General features: G+C 54.6%; 19 protein-coding genes. 14 read left to right on the top strand and 5 right to left on the bottom strand.

Annotated elements, in window-relative coordinates:
• Nucleotides 1-42: 42 nt before the first annotated feature.
• Complete coding sequence (locus tag AC2VLR_RS03905; RefSeq protein WP_486880939.1) at nt 43-390, bottom strand: hypothetical protein; 348 nt, start codon at nt 388-390, stop codon at nt 43-45.
• Nucleotides 391-552: 162 nt separating this feature from the next.
• Here AC2VLR_RS03905 and AC2VLR_RS03900 point away from each other — a divergent pair, with 162 nt between their 5' ends.
• Genes AC2VLR_RS03900 through AC2VLR_RS03885 form a run of 4 tightly spaced genes read left to right on the top strand, consistent with a single transcriptional unit; the run spans nt 553 to nt 4,042 of the window.
• Nucleotides 553-1,509, top strand: coding sequence for a metal ABC transporter solute-binding protein, Zn/Mn family (locus AC2VLR_RS03900; RefSeq protein ID WP_486880938.1), 957 nt, complete (start codon nt 553-555; stop codon nt 1,507-1,509).
• 4 nt (nt 1,510-1,513) lie between these two features.
• A complete protein-coding gene (locus AC2VLR_RS03895; protein WP_486880937.1) occupies nt 1,514-2,329 on the top strand; it encodes a metal ABC transporter ATP-binding protein in 816 nt (271 codons plus the stop codon).
• 10 nt (nt 2,330-2,339) lie between these two features.
• Complete coding sequence (locus AC2VLR_RS03890) at nt 2,340-3,221, top strand: metal ABC transporter permease (protein ID WP_486880936.1); 882 nt, start codon at nt 2,340-2,342, stop codon at nt 3,219-3,221.
• A gap of 2 nt (nt 3,222-3,223) precedes the next feature.
• Entirely contained in the window at nt 3,224-4,042 is an 819-nt protein-coding gene (locus AC2VLR_RS03885) for a metal ABC transporter permease (protein WP_486880935.1), read from the top strand.
• Nucleotides 4,043-4,147: 105 nt separating this feature from the next.
• Here AC2VLR_RS03885 and AC2VLR_RS03880 read toward each other — a convergent pair whose 3' ends face one another.
• Entirely contained in the window at nt 4,148-4,957 is an 810-nt protein-coding gene (locus AC2VLR_RS03880) for a helix-turn-helix transcriptional regulator (RefSeq protein WP_486880934.1), read from the bottom strand.
• Between the two features lie 117 nt (nt 4,958-5,074).
• Here AC2VLR_RS03880 and AC2VLR_RS03875 point away from each other — a divergent pair, with 117 nt between their 5' ends.
• The 5 genes from AC2VLR_RS03875 to AC2VLR_RS03855 are packed head-to-tail and all read left to right on the top strand — an operon-like array spanning nt 5,075 to nt 8,402.
• The gene (locus AC2VLR_RS03875; RefSeq protein WP_486880933.1) at nt 5,075-5,836 is read left to right on the top strand and encodes a class I SAM-dependent methyltransferase; all 762 of its coding nucleotides are present in this window, start codon (nt 5,075-5,077) and stop codon (nt 5,834-5,836) included.
• Nucleotides 5,837-5,890: 54 nt separating this feature from the next.
• Complete coding sequence (gene leuC, locus AC2VLR_RS03870; RefSeq protein WP_486880931.1) at nt 5,891-7,303, top strand: 3-isopropylmalate dehydratase large subunit; 1,413 nt, start codon at nt 5,891-5,893, stop codon at nt 7,301-7,303.
• Nucleotides 7,284-7,451 carry a hypothetical protein gene (locus tag AC2VLR_RS03865; RefSeq protein ID WP_486880941.1) on the top strand — a complete coding sequence of 56 codons (168 nt, stop codon included), beginning with the start codon at nt 7,284-7,286 and terminating at the stop codon, nt 7,449-7,451. The genes leuC and AC2VLR_RS03865 overlap by 20 nt, the downstream gene beginning before the upstream one ends.
• Nucleotides 7,452-8,081, top strand: coding sequence for a 3-isopropylmalate dehydratase small subunit (leuD, locus tag AC2VLR_RS03860; RefSeq protein ID WP_486880930.1), 630 nt, complete (start codon nt 7,452-7,454; stop codon nt 8,079-8,081).
• 15 nt (nt 8,082-8,096) lie between these two features.
• Nucleotides 8,097-8,402 carry a hypothetical protein gene (locus tag AC2VLR_RS03855; protein ID WP_486880929.1) on the top strand — a complete coding sequence of 102 codons (306 nt, stop codon included), beginning with the start codon at nt 8,097-8,099 and terminating at the stop codon, nt 8,400-8,402.
• 8 nt (nt 8,403-8,410) lie between these two features.
• Here the strand turns inward: AC2VLR_RS03855 and pdxH are convergent, their stop codons facing one another.
• The 3 genes from pdxH to AC2VLR_RS03840 form a co-directional block, all read right to left on the bottom strand.
• The gene (gene pdxH / locus AC2VLR_RS03850) at nt 8,411-9,067 is read right to left on the bottom strand and encodes a pyridoxamine 5'-phosphate oxidase (RefSeq protein WP_486880928.1); all 657 of its coding nucleotides are present in this window, start codon (nt 9,065-9,067) and stop codon (nt 8,411-8,413) included.
• Nucleotides 9,068-9,159: 92 nt separating this feature from the next.
• Entirely contained in the window at nt 9,160-9,819 is a 660-nt protein-coding gene (rpiA, locus tag AC2VLR_RS03845; protein WP_486880927.1) for a ribose-5-phosphate isomerase RpiA, read from the bottom strand.
• Nucleotides 9,809-10,552, bottom strand: coding sequence for a type 1 glutamine amidotransferase domain-containing protein (locus tag AC2VLR_RS03840; protein ID WP_486880926.1), 744 nt, complete (start codon nt 10,550-10,552; stop codon nt 9,809-9,811). Before AC2VLR_RS03840 ends, rpiA begins: the two co-directional genes overlap by 11 nt.
• A 452-nt stretch (nt 10,553-11,004) precedes the next feature.
• On the opposite strand from AC2VLR_RS03840, the gene AC2VLR_RS03835 reads away from it, so the two are divergent.
• From AC2VLR_RS03835 to AC2VLR_RS03815, 5 genes are all read left to right on the top strand, one after another.
• Entirely contained in the window at nt 11,005-11,229 is a 225-nt protein-coding gene (locus AC2VLR_RS03835; protein ID WP_486880940.1) for a hypothetical protein, read from the top strand.
• On the top strand, nt 11,123-12,088 hold the full coding sequence (locus tag AC2VLR_RS03830) for a COX aromatic rich motif-containing protein (RefSeq protein WP_486880925.1): 966 nt from the start codon (nt 11,123-11,125) through the stop codon (nt 12,086-12,088). Before AC2VLR_RS03835 ends, AC2VLR_RS03830 begins: the two co-directional genes overlap by 107 nt.
• A 15-nt stretch (nt 12,089-12,103) precedes the next feature.
• Nucleotides 12,104-14,212, top strand: a complete 2,109-nt coding sequence (locus tag AC2VLR_RS03825) for a cbb3-type cytochrome c oxidase subunit I (RefSeq protein WP_215842903.1) — start codon at nt 12,104-12,106, stop codon at nt 14,210-14,212.
• 90 nt (nt 14,213-14,302) lie between these two features.
• On the top strand, nt 14,303-14,938 hold the full coding sequence (locus tag AC2VLR_RS03820; RefSeq protein ID WP_215842902.1) for a cytochrome c oxidase subunit 3: 636 nt from the start codon (nt 14,303-14,305) through the stop codon (nt 14,936-14,938).
• Complete coding sequence (locus tag AC2VLR_RS03815) at nt 14,935-15,375, top strand: cytochrome o ubiquinol oxidase subunit IV (protein ID WP_486880924.1); 441 nt, start codon at nt 14,935-14,937, stop codon at nt 15,373-15,375. The genes AC2VLR_RS03820 and AC2VLR_RS03815 overlap by 4 nt, the downstream gene beginning before the upstream one ends.
• The last annotated feature ends 157 nt before the right edge of the window (nt 15,376-15,532 follow it).

Here is a 15,532-nt window from a genome sequence, read left to right as displayed (position 1 = left end):
TGCCCACGATCCGCCAGAATCATTGCCCACCATCGCCCAGAATCACCGCCCACGATCATTCAGAATGACTGCCCACGATGGGCCAGAATACGCAGCCAGCCCTTCGACGACAAAAAGTCCTCCCTGCCACCATCCCGCTTTACCGGTGTGCAAGGCGAGTCCCCCTTTCCAGAGTCCAGTGGCTGTGGTTCCGGTGCTGATGCCGCCACTCAGGTTGGAGACCCCTTCCACCTGGCCATGCATGACCAGTGAAATACCTCGCCACCAGTGCTGGTGTGCTTGTTCGGGAATGGACTGCCCCGAACTGGCTGCCCAGGCAGGGGTGATGGCAGCACAAAAAAGTATCGAACCCATAAAAAGTTGGCGGTAACGGTGTTGCTGGCGAAGCATGCTTTCTCCCTTTATAGAGGCGGTTCATGGTTATTGATAATAGATGTCTTGACAGCCTGAACTGCGTTTACTAATCTGCAACTCTGTTGCATATAAATATGACGCAGTCATGCACCGCAATCAAGCCCCATAACGCTGCCCAATATCTCAGGGAGAAGTACCATGCATCATACTAAACTTGAAAAAACAATCTTTGCGCGTCAGCCGAAGCTACATACTTCGCTTAGGCCGTCACTGCTATCCGTCCTGACCCTCCTATTGGGTCTGGGAACCGCCCAGTTGGCCGCCGCCAGCACCATTCATGCAGTAGGTGTCGAAAATCAATATGCCAATGTGATCAGTCAGATTGGCGGAAAGTATGTTCAGGTGAGCGCGATTGAGAGCAATCCCAACACCGATCCCCATACTTTTGAAGCCAGCCCTGCGGTAGCCCGGGAAATTGCGGCGGCTCAGCTGGTGGTCCGCAATGGTCTCGGTTATGACAGCTGGGCCAAAAAAATCCTGGCGGCAGATGCAAATCCCCAACGCCAGGTGATTGTGGTTCAGAATCTGCTGCATTTGCCGGACAGTACCAGAAACCCCCATCTCTGGTACAAGCCGGAAACCATGCCCGCAGTGGTCAAGGCTGTGGCGGCAAGCCTGAGTGCCCTGGATCCGGCGCACAAGGCGTATTTTGATGCTAACGTCCAGAAGTTCGATACTTCGCTAAAGCCCTGGTACGCAGCTATCGCCAGTTTCAAGGCTCATTATCCTCATGCTCCGGTAGCTGTCACCGAGCCGGTAGCGGATTATATGCTGCAGGCGGCAGGCTGTGATCTCAAAACTCCCTGGAATCTCCAAGCAGACATCATGAACGGAACGGATCCAGCCCCTCAGGATGTGAGTATTCAGAATCAGCTGTTCAAGACTCACCAGGTCAAGGTTTTTCTGTATAACCAGCAGGTTACAGACTCCCTGACGGCGTCTTTTCTCCATAATGCCAAGGCGGCACATATTCCCGTGGTAGGCGTTTATGAAACTATGCCAACGGGTTACACTTATCAATCCTGGATGCTGGCAGAGGTGAAAGCTTTGCGGGCAGCGCTGGAGCATGGCCAATCTACGACGGTGTTGAAATAATATCTTGACCAATCAAAGAGCTATTCTAGCGGTCGCCGATCTTTCTGTGGATCTGGGCGGCCGCAGTATTTTACGGGATGTCAGTTTTGATCTGTATCCGGGGCAGCTTTGCGCCCTGATTGGCGAAAACGGGGCAGGTAAGACGACCTTGTTGCGGACCTTGCTGGGTCTGATCAGTCAACGTGCGGGTACGGTCCTGATAGACGGAGAAGTTCCCCGGAAGCATCGCGCTTTGGTGGGTTATGTCCCCCAGAAAATCACTTTTGACCCGGATTTGCCTTTGCGTACCCGGGATCTAGTGCGTTTGGGACTGGATGGCCATCGTCCCGGTTTGCCCCTCTGGAATAGCCGCACCGATACCGCTGTCGATGCGGCATTGCAGGCGGTGGGTGCAGAAGAATTTGCGGATCGGCGGGTCGGCGAGCTGTCGGGAGGACAACAGCAGCGAGCGGTAATTGCCCATGCCCTGGTCCGTAAGCCGCGCTTGCTGATTCTGGATGAACCCCTGGCGAATCTGGATTTTGGCAGTGCCAATGCCCTGGTCGATCTGTTGGGGAAGTTGATCGTTCAGCAGCAGATGACTGTGCTGGTCACTGCCCATGATATGAATCCCCTGATTCCCGTGATGGATCGACTGGTCTATCTGGTGGATGGCCGTGCGGCAACGGGTACAGTGGCCGAGGTGGTCCGGCCTGAAGTGCTGAGCAAGCTCTATGGTTATCCGGTGTCGGTCCTGAGGCATGGCGGGCGCATTCTGGTTTTGCCCGATGCGCCGGAAAATGCCGATGTGGCCAACCTGAATCGATGTGCAGGGCATTGAGTATGAGAACATGCTGGCGTTTTTAAGCAGTCAGCCGGTGCAGACGGCACTGATAGTCGGTACTTGTGCGGCCCTGGTCAGTGCCCTGATCGGGGTTTTTACGGTGCTGCGCGGCAACGCCTTTGCCGGCCATGCTCTGGCTGATGTCAGCAGTGCGGGCGGAGCGGCTTCGTTCTTGCTGGGCATCAGTCCCTTGTTGGGTTTTCTCGGTATGGCCTGGATCGCGGCCTTCGGTATGGAATTTCTCGGGGTGCGTAAAGCGCGGGAAAGAGATCTGGCGACGGGTGTCGTGTTGGGCGCCGGCCTGGGACTGTCCGCCCTGTTTTTATATCTGGATGTCACTACGACGAGTACCACCGGGGCTACGGTATCGGTGATGTTCGGTTCTTTATTTGCCATTTCCCGAGGGCTGATCTGGCCAGCCATTCTGGCGGTACTGGCAGTTTTTAGCCTGGTCGGGGTGTTTTACCGTCCGTTGATATTGACTGCCGTGGATCCAGATCTGGCGACTTTGCGTGGTGTTTCGCCGCGTTGGATGGGGCTCCTGCAGCTGCTGGTTTTAGGGCTGGCGGTGGCTGTGTGTGCATTGGCTATTGGTGCGGTACTGGCTACCGCACTACTGATCGGTCCGGCCGGGGCGGCCATTCGCTTGAGCCGCCGCCCCGTCCAGGCCATCGGCTGGGCGATGTTCTTTGCCCTGGCTACGGTGTGGATGGGTATCTGGATGGCTTATGAAAGTTATTACTGGTTTTCCGGGAATGCCTGGCCCGTGAGTTTTTTTGTGGTGGTGCTGATTTTTGTGTTTTATGTGCTGGCCATGCTGGGTTCCGCTCAGCACCGGAAATTGCGGCGTGGAGCAGCGACTGCTCTGCCCGGTCTCCAGGAGTCCTGAGTATGTTTTCCAGTTTTATGATCGATACCTGGATCGCCGGTACGGCCATCGCCCTGGTAGCCGCTTTTGTGGGCTATTTTGTGGTGATTCGACGCTCGGCTTTTGCCGCCCATGCCCTCCCTCTGGGCGCTTTTCCGGGGGCCGCTGCCGCCAATTTGCTAGGCGTCAATCCCTTTTTCGGATTGCTGGTTTTTGTCGGTATGGGGGTGCTGCTCCTGCGTCAGCTCGCGCGCATGGGGCGACGTGATGTCGCTACCGGATTGTTGCTGGTACTTTTTCTGGGTATGGGTGCGCTGTTTCTGAGTATGACCAATGAATATGCACCCGAAGTGTTTTCTCTGCTCTTTGGCGAGATGCTGGGCGTCAGCAAAGCCGATTTGTGGCCCATACTGGGAATTTGTGCCGTGGTGTCAGTGCTCATGATCACGATTTATCGACCCTTGTTACTGGATTCCAGCTTTCCTGATCTGGCTGCGTTACAGGGTATTCCTGCGGCGCGTATGGATCTGCTCTTTTTGAGCCTGCTGGCGCTGGTCACCGCTTCGGCCTTGCCGGTGGTGGGTGCTTTTCTGGTGTTTACCCTGCTGGTCGGACCGCCAGCGGCTGCCCAGGCGCTCAGCACCCATCCCCTGCGCAGTTTACTGCTCGCCGTTATTTTTGCCGAAGGCAGCATCTGGTTGGCCATCGCCCTGTCCTACTGGAGCAACTGGCCCATTGGTTTTTTTGTTGGCATGATCGGCGCTGGACTTTTTACCCTGGCGCGCAGCTATCGTTCCTGGAGTCAGCGGCAGCGCGGCGCAAAGTTGCTGGCTGTATCCTGATCTCACGGTGGAACCCATCCGCTTTCTCGCTTCGTTGCCCAGCGCCTAAACCGTCGTCAGCGCGCAGTAAACCCTGGCTACTCTCGGATGTATAGGACCTGACGATCAGTCTGGCCGCGTATCTTCGTGGGGGTAGGGCAACAATATGACCAGCTTCATGTCCGTATGGGCTGCAGGCAGCAGGGTACTCTGCTCATAAGTCACCCGCCCTTGTACCGGATGCTGAAAAACCCGCAGACCGCCTTCTCTTTCGACGACGTCCTGGGCTGACCAGAGATCTGCAAATGTGGAACTTTGATTTTGCAGGTGGGCGATGCGGCGCATCATTTCGGGATCATCCAGATGTTTGCCCACGTCGGCACGAAATTCAGCCACCAGACGCCGGCAGCGGCTTTCCCAATCGTCCACAAATTGTCGGGCGTGGGGGTGGAGTAATAAAAACTCCAGCAGATTGGGGAGTTTTTCACCGGAAACCGGGCTGGCGGGTAACCAGTCGATAAAATGCGTGGCGGCCGCCGCATTCCAGGCGTTGGCATTCCAGTAGCGGTCGAGAATATAGGCGGGATATTGCAGCGTGTGGAGAATGTGCAGCAGGGACGGGGCTACGGCCGAAGGCCGAGGTTCTGCCTGGGGATCCGTCTTGCCCGCCAGATGAAACAGATGCTGGCGCTCAGCGTGAGAGAGTTGCAGCACTTTGCCGAGGCGATCCAGGGTGGGCAAGGAGGGGCGCACGGACCGCCCCTGTTCAATCCAGGTGATCCAGGTAGCGCTGACTCCGGAGAGCATGGCCAGTTCTTCGCGGCGCAAGCCGCTGGTCCGGCGGCGACCGGAAGCGCTTAACCCGGCCTGCAGGGGTGTAATTTTTTCCCGATGGCGGCGAATGAACGCCCCCAGTGCCAGGGGATCACCAGACATGATAAGAATCCTTGCTGCGCAGCATGATGGTAGTAATTATACCAGTATAATGACTTATATTGTCCCAGTTTGATGGCCTGCGTATGATTCTTCATCCATTACGGAGAATTCACCACCATGAACCATCAGCAAAAACTTGTAGAGCAGCAGTTTGGCGTGGCAGCGACGGATTATCTGAATAGTCCGGCCCATGCCCAGGGTGCCGATTTACAGCGTCTGCGTCAGGAATTTGCCGGACAGAGCGCCTTGCGGATACTGGACCTGGGTTGCGGCGCGGGACATGCCAGTTTTGCCCTGGCCGAGGTGGTGGGAGAAGTGCTTGCCGTAGATTTATCTGTCGAGATGTTGCGGGTCGTGGCTGAACAATCCCGGCAACGCGGGCTGAACAATATTCATACTGAACAGCAGGCGGCGGAATCCTTGCCCTTTGCGGATGGCAGTTTTGATGGCATTGTGACCCGCTTTTCCGCGCACCACTGGGCGAATCTGCCCGCAGCCCTCCGGGAAATGCGGCGCGTCCTCCATCCCGGTGGAAAATGTGTCATCATTGACGTGTGCGCACCGGAAAATCCACTGGGGGACACTTTTTTGCAGACCGTGGAGTTGTTGCGTGATCCTTCCCACGTCCGGGATTATCGAATTTCGGAATGGGAGGGGATGTTGACGGCTGCCGGATGGCGGGTTGTGGATCAGGATACCTGGAAGCTGCCGTTGGATTTTGCCAGCTGGATAGCCCGGATGCGCTGCCCGGAGGAGCGGATGGCCGCTATCCAGAGCGTGTGGAGCAAGGCCCCGACGGAGGTGATAGCCCACTTTGCCGTACAGCCTGACCGGGATTTCGCTTTGGATGTATGCTGGATGACGGCATTGCCCGTATGAGTGGCATGATCTGAACCGCTTTGATTGGCTTGAGAGAGGTTGGAGGAGAAGCTTGTGGCAGGAAAAACGCTTTATGACAAATTGTGGGAAAGCCATGTGGTGCATTCGCAGCCCGATGGCGCGGTATTGCTGTATATAGACCGGCAGTTGCTGCACGAAGTCACCAGTCCCCAGGCTTTTTCCGGCTTGCGTGCGGCGGGGCGCAAGGCCTGGCGGATTGATGCCAATATTGCCACGGCGGACCACAATGTCCCAACCACCGACCGGGCGGCGGGGATTGAGGATCCGACTTCCCGCTTGCAGGTGGATACCCTGGACCAGAACTGTGCCGAATTTGGTATTGAAGAATTCGGCATGCTTGATCAGCGTCAGGGGATTGTCCACGTCATCGCCCCCGAACAGGGCCTCACCTTGCCGGGTATGACCGTGGTCTGTGGCGATTCCCATACGGCCACCCACGGTGCCCTGGGAGCATTGGCCTTCGGGATTGGTACCACGGAAGTGGAGCATGTGCTGGCCACCCAATGCCTCTGGGCGCGCAAGTCGAAAAGTATGCGGGTCTGGGTAGAGGGCGAACTGGGTCACGGCGTCACCGCCAAGGACATGGTACTGGCCATCATTGGTAAAATGGGTACGGCAGGCGGGACGGGTTATGCCATTGAATTTGCTGGCCCAGCCGTGCAGGCTTTATCCGTAGAAGGGCGGATGACCCTGTGCAATATGGCCATTGAAGCGGGAGCGCGCTCGGGAATGGTCGGGGTGGATGCCATTACCATCGATTACCTGCGTGGTCGTCCCTATGCGCCGGTGGGCAGCATCTGGGATCAGGCGGTGGCGGCATGGAGTGCATTGCATTCGGATCCGGACGCCGACTTTGATGCCGAAATCCGCCTCAATGCTGCCGATATTGCCCCCCAGGTCACCTGGGGAACCAGCCCGGAAATGGTGGCCGAGATCAGCGCGACGGTGCCTGATCCGGCCCGAGAAGCAGATCCCGTGCGTCGCAAGGGTTGGACGGATGCCTTGGCGTATATGGATTTGCAGGCCAATACCCCGCTGTCGGCCATTACTCTGGACAAGGTTTTTATCGGTTCCTGTACCAATGCCCGCATTGAAGATTTGCGCGCGGCGGCGGCCGTAGCCAAGGGGCATCATAAGGCCGCATCGGTGAAGCTGGCGATGGTGGTACCGGGTTCCGGGCTGGTCAAGGCTCAGGCCGAGGCCGAAGGGCTGGATCGGATTTTCAAGGAGGCGGGCTTTGAGTGGCGGGAACCGGGCTGCTCCATGTGTCTGGCGATGAATGCCGATCGTCTGGAGCCGGGGGAGCGCTGCGCCAGTACCAGTAACCGCAACTTTGAGGGTCGCCAGGGCGCAGGCGGCAGAACCCACCTGGTCAGTCCGGCCATGGCGGCGGCAGCGGCGATTGCCGGTCATTTTGTGGATGTCCGTGACTGGTCCGCAGCATAAACGGCGCGCCCGCTCCTGGCTGCTGCGCCTGGCCCTGGGCTTGTGCAGTCTGGGTATGGTAGAAATTGGCATTTTTGCAAGCCTGCGGGGCTGTTCGGCTGAGGTGGCCGCCGTGGAATATCTCGTCAAGAGACAGATGGAGAAATAAATGGAAGCTTTTACGGTATTAGAGGCGCTGGTCGCCCCCCTGGATCGTCCCAATGTGGATACGGACGCCATCATCCCCAAGCAGTTTCTGAAAACCATTGAGCGGCAGGGACTGGGCAAGCATCTTTTTGATGCCTGGCGTTATCTGGAAAAAGACGGAAAGCAGATCAACAATCCGGATTTCATCCTCAATCAGCCCATTTATGCCGATGCCCGGATTTTGCTGGCCAGGGAAAATTTCGGCTGTGGGTCCAGTCGCGAGCACGCTCCTTGGGCACTGGCGGATTATGGTTTTCGCGCCATCATCGCTCCGAGTTTTGCCGACATATTCGCCAACAATTGCGTGCAGAACGGGATTTTGTTAATTCGTTTGCCCGCAGACGTGGTGGATCATCTGTTTCATGAGGTGGCGGCCAATCCCGGGTATCGCCTGCGCATTGATTTGCCGGCTCAGGAGGTGCAGACCATGGGCGATAGTCGTTATACTTTTCCCATGGATGCCGGACACAAACACAAGTTGCTGCATGGGCTGGACGATATTCAGCTGACCTTGGAGCATGAGGGGGCTATTCGTGCTTATGAAGCAGCGCGCCGGCAAGCAGCACCCTGGTTGTTTCGGGATGGCGTATAAGGAGATCGGTTTAAAATGGTTGAAGATACAGCTGAGGAAGGTTTGGCACCCATTCGTGCCGATGCCGTTATCATTGAAGGCAAAACCAAGCGGGGCAAGCCCTGCAAGGTTATCGACAACACCTGTTTGGTACCCAGAGAAGAACTGCAGGCTTTACTGGACGACCTGATTGAACAGGAACATTTTGGTCCCTCGGGCTTGAGCATGGCGGGAGGCAACAGCATCCGCATTGGCGCTCCCCAATCTGCCCATGTGCAGCTCGGGGATGATATCTACCGGATGATAGTGGTGGATTATGAGGCGCGTATTGAAGTGTTTTGAGCGCAGACTCAGGGCATCAGGCGTTCAATAGTCCACCCGGAAGGGTGGTTTTCGGAACGCCGATACTCAAAACGGTCATGCAGACGATCCCGGCGCCCCTGCCAGAATTCAAAGCGTTCGGGAATCAGGCGATATCCTCCCCAGGCCGGGTTGCGCGGGACATTATCGTCAGGATAGCGCTGCTGTAATGCTACCACCCGGGCTTCCAGGTCGGCGCGGCTGGCAATGACCTGGCTCTGGATGGACGCCGCTGCGGAATAGCGGCTGCGGCTGGGGCGTTGCTGGAAATAGCTCTCTGCTGCACTGTCGTCCAGTGCTTCTACGGCGCCGTTGACGCGCACCTGCCGATCATTTTCCGACCAGTAAAATACCAGTGCGGCATAAGGATTGACAGCCAGCTCCTGACCCTTTTGGCTGCGCTGGTCGGTGTACCAGCATAGTCCAGTTTCATCAAAATGCTTGAGCAGCACATAGCGGGCATCCGGGCGTCCCGAGGCATCTGCGGTGGCCAAAACCATGGCCGTTGCATCAAAATTACCCGCGCTTGTCGCCGCTGCTAGCCAGGTGGCCAATTGTTGAAAGGGATTACTATCCAGATCCCTCCGGTGCAGTTCGCCATGGGTGAAGTCGCGGCGGGTACTGCGATGATCGATTTCACCTTCCATAGTGGCTTTTCCTCATGCGCAACGTCAAAACAGCAGGTAGAAGCCAGGCCCAAAAAAATGTTTGGACCTGGGGTGTTCATGTCATGGGCAGGTCAGGCCTTTTTTTCGATGACGCCATCGGGGCTGCCGAAGAGCATCACATCGGCACGGCGATGGGCAAAAATGCCATTATCCAGCACCCCGGGAATCAGATTGATGGTCGCCTCCATTTTCAGGGGATCGGTAAAATCCAGTCCCGTCACATCAATAATGACGTTGCCATTATCAGTAGTCACCCCATTGCGAAGAGTGGGCGTTCCCCCCAGTTTGACCAGTTGCCGGGCGACAAAACTGCGGGCAAAGGGCAGCACCTCTACGGGCAATGGGAATTTGCCGAGCATGGGTTTGTCCTTGCTGGAATCGGCAATACAGACAAATAATCGGGCAGCACTGGCAACGATTTTTTCTCGGGTCAGGGCGGCACCGCCACCCTTGATCAGACGAAAATGCGGGTCAGCCTCGTCAGCGCCATCTACGTAAACGGGAATATCCCCGGTGCTGTTGAGATCGAGTACATTCAGACCCTGGGCTTTCAGACGATTTTCCGTAGCGATGCTGGAGGCGACATAACCATCTACATGAATTTTCGCGGCACCCAGGGCGTAAATGAAAAAATTAGTGGTAGAACCGGTGCCGACGCCGACGACCATGCCGGGCTGGATGTAGGAGAGGGCAGCTTCGGCTGCCATTTTTTTGAGCGCATCAGCATTCATTGGTTTTTTCCTTGTGCGTCTGTAAAAGTAATTTTTCCATAAAAGCTTCGGTCAGTGCGGGCGCCGAGGCCGGATTCTGACCGCTCAACAACTTTGCACCTTTGACCACATGACTTTGCCAGCATTCCCCGACACTAACGAGGAATCCGGCATTTCTCAAGCGTTGTTCGAGAGTATAAGGCCATCGGCCGGCCAGTGCAGTAGCTGCTTCTTCTGCAGCGCTGAAGCTGGCAAGGGCGCAACCGCTAAAGGGTGAAGGAGCATGGTCTGCTGCCAGCAAGGCGGCGCTGCCATGACAAAGGGTGGCCAGAACCTTGTGTTGATCGTGGCAATGGCGGAGCAGGCGGGCCACCTCTGACGATGCTGCCAGATCAACCAGGGGACCATTGCCTCCCGGAATAAATAAGCCGCGCATATTATTTAGTTGTGCATCCTGCAAGTCTGCCAGGGAAAGGACCGTTTTTAGCTCTGGTATCCGGGAAACTTGTGCCTTCAGCCATGCCGCCTTGGCAATATCGCCCTGTAGATTGATGGGATCCAGGCTTTCCGGGTCCAGTTCCGGGATACTCCCATCGGGAGTAGCGATATATAAGGTCCAGCCTGACTGCTGGAGGCGTCGCCAGGGGACAATCAGCTCTTCTGCCCAGAAGCCGGTAGGCACGGTCGTGCCATCCAGCAAGGTGAGAACCCTGGCGCTACTGAGCAGGAAAAGAATATAGGGGCGATCAAACATGTGAATAGAGTATCACAAATGCCAAGGAAATCTCTAAAAACTTATGTAAGGTTAATGTTGTGCTTTTATAATATAGCCTGACACAAGCGGGCGATTAAAAATATTTTAAAAATACAAAAATATATTTTTTATTCCGGTAAATGGCTGCAACGAAGTTTGATGCCGCTTTTATCCGGGAAGAAATTATAAGCTGATGAAGCAATCATTAAACATTATAGTAATGTTATTTTATGTTTAATCTGTTGCATATCTTGTTGAAGTTAAATGATATTATATATAATAAGTAAATAAGACTATTATTATATTAATAATAAAAAATTAAATGTATTCACATCACTAATGATATTTTTATTAACCCAAAAATATTTGTGGGATGGTTCTATTGATTTGCAGACTTCTCTGCACTACTTTTACACCCGAGATTCAAATTAGCATAAAAAGTATAAGTTTGTATGATTTTTCATTTCACCGGCCGCAGTGTTCCGGTTGGTGCGGAAAAAGCTGATTGGATAGTAACCGCTATCTCGTTTTATTGCGGATCAACCGTTGTCCGCCAGGGAGAAAAACACAATGGAAATAAAGTGGAGGAACTGGCTGAAAAATGGGTGGCGCGCTGTAGCGCTGGCACCCGTTTTGCTGCTGTCTGGATGTGCCGGCAACACCTATTGGATATTTGATCCCAAAGGGATCATGGCGAAAACCAACTTGTTTTACATGATCGTGGATGTCGTGATCATGGGCGCCATCGTGGGCCTGACCGCCTTGCTGGTGGTGTGGTTCATGTGGCGTTACAAAAAGGGTAAAAACCGGGGCAAGTATGATCCCCACTGGTCCCATTCCAATACCATTGAGGTGTTTGTCTGGGGTATTCCCATCATTGCCGTGGGTTTCCTGTCTTACTTCGCTGTCAAGGGGACTTTCGAAATCAATCCCTATAATCCAACGGTCATCACCCACCACATGAAGCCCAACGGGGATCCGGTGGAAGTGGATGTCATTGCGACGGACTGGCAATGGTTGTTTGTCTATCCCCAATATCATATGGCTGTCGCCAATGAGCTGGTTCTGCCGGTCCACACGCCGGTTTTCTTCCGTCTGACTTCCAGCGCCGTGACCACCACGTTCTTCATTCCCCAGCTGGTGGGCATGATTGACGTGATGCCCGGAATGCGCACCAAAAATGCCCTCATGAGTGATCATGTTGGCGAATATCAGGGTATTGCTTCGGATTTTGCCGGTGCCGGCACTTCCTGGATGACCTTCAAAACCAAAATGGTCAGCACCAAGGACTTCTCACAATGGGTACAACAAGTGCAGAAAGCGCCGGGCAGCATGACCTATGCCAGCTTCAATCGTTTCGCGCAGCCATACATCGATGTACATCACCATGTAGTGTACTTCTCAGCGGTGGAGCCTGGATTGTTTGATCATGTCATGGCTGAAGTGATGCGCGGAAAAACCTGGCCACTACCGCCGATGATGACGGAAAACATGGTCGACTATATGCAAAAACAAGCCGCTGAACATCGCGATTAATTGGAGGATCATCACATGCTCGTAGATTTACCTGGGGGCTGGAGCCCTCTTCTGGGGCGTCTCGCCTGGTCGCAGATTCCCTATGCCAATCCGATCCTGGCACCGCTCTTCGTGGCGGTAGTCATCGGCGCTATCATTCTTCTTGGTCTGATTACTTACTATGGTAAGTGGACCTACCTCTGGAAAGAGTGGTTGACGACGGTTGATCATAAAAAGCTCGGGGTTATGTATATCATCATCGGTTTGGTGATGCTGTTCCGGGGCTTTATTGACGGTTTGATGATTCGCACCCAGCAGGTCTGGGCAGTCGGACCGCATTCCACCGGAGTATTTGGATCACTGCATGGTTATCTGACGCCCTTTCACTTCGGACAGGTCTATAGTGCTCACGGTCTGATCATGATTCTGCTGGCAGCAACGCCTTTGCTGGTGGGTTTCATGAATATCATCGTGCCGATTCAGGTGGGTGCCCGGGACATGGCCTATCCCTACCTCAATGCACTGGGTCTGTGGATTACGGCTGCTGCGGCTGCCCTGATCATGATTTCCCTGTTTGTCGGTGATTTTGCCCATAACGGCTGGTTTGAATACGCGCCGATTTTTGAGCTGCAATACAGCCCTGGTGTAGGTGTGGATTACTGGATCTGGACCTTGCAGTTGGTCGCGCTGGGTACGACCCTGGGTGGTATCAACATCCTGGCGACGGTTATCAAAATGCGGGCGCCCGGTATGACCTGGGGCAAACTGCCGATTTTCGTCTGGGCTTCTCTGTCGGCCAACGTCATCGCTTTGACCTCCTTCCCGGCCTTGCAGGTGGCGCTGGCGCTGGTGGCTGCCGATCGCTATCTGGGCGCGCATTTTTTCACAGCCGGTATGGGCGGCAATTTGATGCTCTATACCAACCTGTTCTGGATCTGGGGTCACCCGGAAGTGTATTTCGTGATTCTGCCGGCCTTCGGCATGATGTCGGAAATTTTCCCGACCTTTTCCGAAAAGCCACTCTTTGGTTACATCACCATGGTCCTGGCGAGTATGGCCATTGCCGGTGTTTCCTGGCTGGTCTGGTTGCATCACTTTTTCACCATGGGCGCAGGCCCCTATGTCAACACCGCTTTCAGCGTGGCCACCATGCTGGTGGGTATTCCCACGGGTGTGAAGGTATTTAACTGGGCATTTACCATGTACCGGGGACGTCTGACCTTCAACGCCGCCATGCTCTGGGCGATTGGAGCGCTGTTCCTGCTCCTGATCGGCGGTATGACCGGTATGATGCTGGCGATTCCTGCCATCAATTACATGGTCCATAACAGTGTGTTTGTGGTCGCCCACTTCCACTCCATGTTGCTGGTCATCGTCTATGCCATTTTTGGCTCGGTGCTGTACTGGTTCCCGAAAGTATTCGGTTTCAAGCTGGATGAATTCTGGGCCAAAACCATGTTCTGGCTGTTTTCGGCGGGTACGGCGCTGGTGTTTGTGCCCATGTACATGCTCGGTTTCATGGGTATGACCCGGCGTCTGGAATATGTATTCAACACCAGTTGGCAGTCCTACCTCGACGTGATGGAACTGGGTATTGTCGTCTATACCCTCTCGGTATTGGCATTTTTCATCCTGCTCTACGTCAGTATCCGGGATCATGCCAAAAACCGGGTGGGTGCCGATGCCTGGGGAACTTCCCGTTCTCTGGAATGGATGACCCATTCACCCGTGCCGTTTTATAACTTTGCCGTGCTTCCTCATGTCAATGAGCGGGATGAACTGGCCTGGCGTCGTCAGCACGGGATTGATCAGGTTCGTCCCGCCCACTACGACGATATCCACATGCCCAACAATACGGGTGTGGCCATCATCATGGGCGGTCTGACCTTCGTGCTCGGCTTTGCCCTGACCTGGCGGATCTGGTGGCTGTGCATTGTCTCTTTGTTGGCCATCATCCTGTTGATGATTATCCGTTCCTTCAAGGGGGATCCGGGTTACATCATCACCGGTGCGGAATTGCAGCGGATGGAAGAAGAGGCTTATCGCCGTGAAGCACAGATTGCTGACAGCCATCACAGCCATCCAGTCAGCGGCGGGGTAGTGGGTAATGCCATGGCCTATCAACGTAACGATTCGTCGAAATAAGGATTTTTCGACAGGGTTGAATGGCCTCAAGACGCAGAGGCTGCTGCAACAAGCAGCGTCTGCGTCACCAACGAATCAAGGAGTTTTAACATGAGTGCACACGCCAGTACGGTTGATCCCAAAAAAGCGGAATTGTGGGATACCCATCATCATTCTCATGATGTGATTTCCACCCGCACCCTGGGATACTTTTTATATCTGCTCAGTGACGGCATGCTTTTCGCTACCCTCTTCGCTGCTTATGGCGTGCTGAGTTATCAGCACAGCTACTTTGGGGGACCGACCCCCGCTGAATTTGTAAAGCCCTGGTACACCTTTGCTCAGACCATCGCCCTGTTTCTGAGCGTGCTGGCCTATGGTTTTGGCATGAATGCCCTCAAACACAAAAACAAGAGCGGCCTGATCAACGGCATGCTGGCAGCTTTTGTGCTGGGGGTGGTCTTTCTGGTGCTGGATATTCATGACATGAGTCATCTGTACTCCATGGGCATTACCATTGCCAGCAGTGGCGGTATGTCTGCCTTCATGGTGCTGACTCAGGTACATGCCACCCATATTTTCTTCGGACTGATCTGGATTCTGGTGATGATCGCTCAGGTCATGACCAAGGGTTTTACGGAAGAAACGGTGGGGCGTCTGCTGACCTTGCGCATGTTCTGGCATTTGCAGGCAGTGATCTGGGTTTTTGTTTATATCTTTGTTTATTTGTGGGGATACATATCATGAGTCACGGCGCTGCAGATCCGACGATGCATCCGGAAGTGCAATTGTCCACTTCCAAGGGCTACTTCCTGGGTTTTGCCATTTCGGCTTTCCTGATGCTGGTAGCGACTTTCCTGGTGACTTCTCATTCCGTGCCGCCTTTCGGCTTGTTGATGGTGATTTCGGTATGTGCGGGTATTGCGGTGATCGCCCAGATTTATTTCCTGCTGCACATCGATATTTCCGAGCACAACATCTGGAACACGGTGGCTCTAGTGCTGTTCATCCCCTTGTTCCTGATTACCATCGGTTTGACCTGGTGGATGTTCTCTCAGTTATATCTGCGGACCATGGATATGTCGGTGATGTCCTCGGTGACGAATCCCGCCGTCCATGCCTCAGCTGCCCCGAAAATGTCGGATATGCCGGGCATGGGTACCAGCCCGGATTCAGGTAATTAAGGAGTACGAAGATGTCCACGATCCTGGGTGCAAATCCTGCAAAAGACGCAGAAGCGGTTCTTCCCCACGCTATCGAAGGAGAGCTGACCCCGGCGGTGCGGTTGATAGGCCGGGTGATCACGTTGCTGCTGCTGTTGTCGGTAGCGGCGGGGCTGTG

Source organism: Acidithiobacillus sp. TH-A117, from assembly GCF_057473465.1.
Note: the sequence above shows the minus strand (reverse complement) of the source record. Positions and strands in the feature narration are given on the sequence as shown.

Bases quoted from the DNA above. Each gene is read 5' to 3' on its own strand.
- AC2VLR_RS03905 (WP_486880939.1), bottom strand. From the start codon at position 390: ATGCTTCGCCAGCAACACCGTTACCGCCAACTTTTTATGGGTTCGATA.
- AC2VLR_RS03880 (WP_486880934.1), bottom strand. From the start codon at position 4,957: ATGTCTGGTGATCCCCTGGCACTGGGGGCGTTCATTCGCCGCCATCGG.
- AC2VLR_RS03830 (WP_486880925.1), top strand. From the start codon at position 11,123: ATGGAAATAAAGTGGAGGAACTGGCTGAAAAATGGGTGGCGCGCTGTA.
- rpiA (WP_486880927.1), bottom strand. From the start codon at position 9,819: ATGAATGCTGATGCGCTCAAAAAAATGGCAGCCGAAGCTGCCCTCTCC.
- pdxH (WP_486880928.1), bottom strand. From the start codon at position 9,067: ATGGAAGGTGAAATCGATCATCGCAGTACCCGCCGCGACTTCACCCAT.
- AC2VLR_RS03815 (WP_486880924.1), top strand. From the start codon at position 14,935: ATGAGTCACGGCGCTGCAGATCCGACGATGCATCCGGAAGTGCAATTG.
- AC2VLR_RS03875 (WP_486880933.1), top strand. From the start codon at position 5,075: ATGAACCATCAGCAAAAACTTGTAGAGCAGCAGTTTGGCGTGGCAGCG.
- AC2VLR_RS03820 (WP_215842902.1), top strand. From the start codon at position 14,303: ATGAGTGCACACGCCAGTACGGTTGATCCCAAAAAAGCGGAATTGTGG.
- AC2VLR_RS03890 (WP_486880936.1), top strand. From the start codon at position 2,340: ATGCTGGCGTTTTTAAGCAGTCAGCCGGTGCAGACGGCACTGATAGTC.
- AC2VLR_RS03835 (WP_486880940.1), top strand. From the start codon at position 11,005: ATGATTTTTCATTTCACCGGCCGCAGTGTTCCGGTTGGTGCGGAAAAA.
- AC2VLR_RS03840 (WP_486880926.1), bottom strand. From the start codon at position 10,552: ATGTTTGATCGCCCCTATATTCTTTTCCTGCTCAGTAGCGCCAGGGTT.
- AC2VLR_RS03900 (WP_486880938.1), top strand. From the start codon at position 553: ATGCATCATACTAAACTTGAAAAAACAATCTTTGCGCGTCAGCCGAAG.
- AC2VLR_RS03855 (WP_486880929.1), top strand. From the start codon at position 8,097: ATGGTTGAAGATACAGCTGAGGAAGGTTTGGCACCCATTCGTGCCGAT.
- AC2VLR_RS03885 (WP_486880935.1), top strand. From the start codon at position 3,224: ATGTTTTCCAGTTTTATGATCGATACCTGGATCGCCGGTACGGCCATC.
- AC2VLR_RS03825 (WP_215842903.1), top strand. From the start codon at position 12,104: ATGCTCGTAGATTTACCTGGGGGCTGGAGCCCTCTTCTGGGGCGTCTC.
- leuD (WP_486880930.1), top strand. From the start codon at position 7,452: ATGGAAGCTTTTACGGTATTAGAGGCGCTGGTCGCCCCCCTGGATCGT.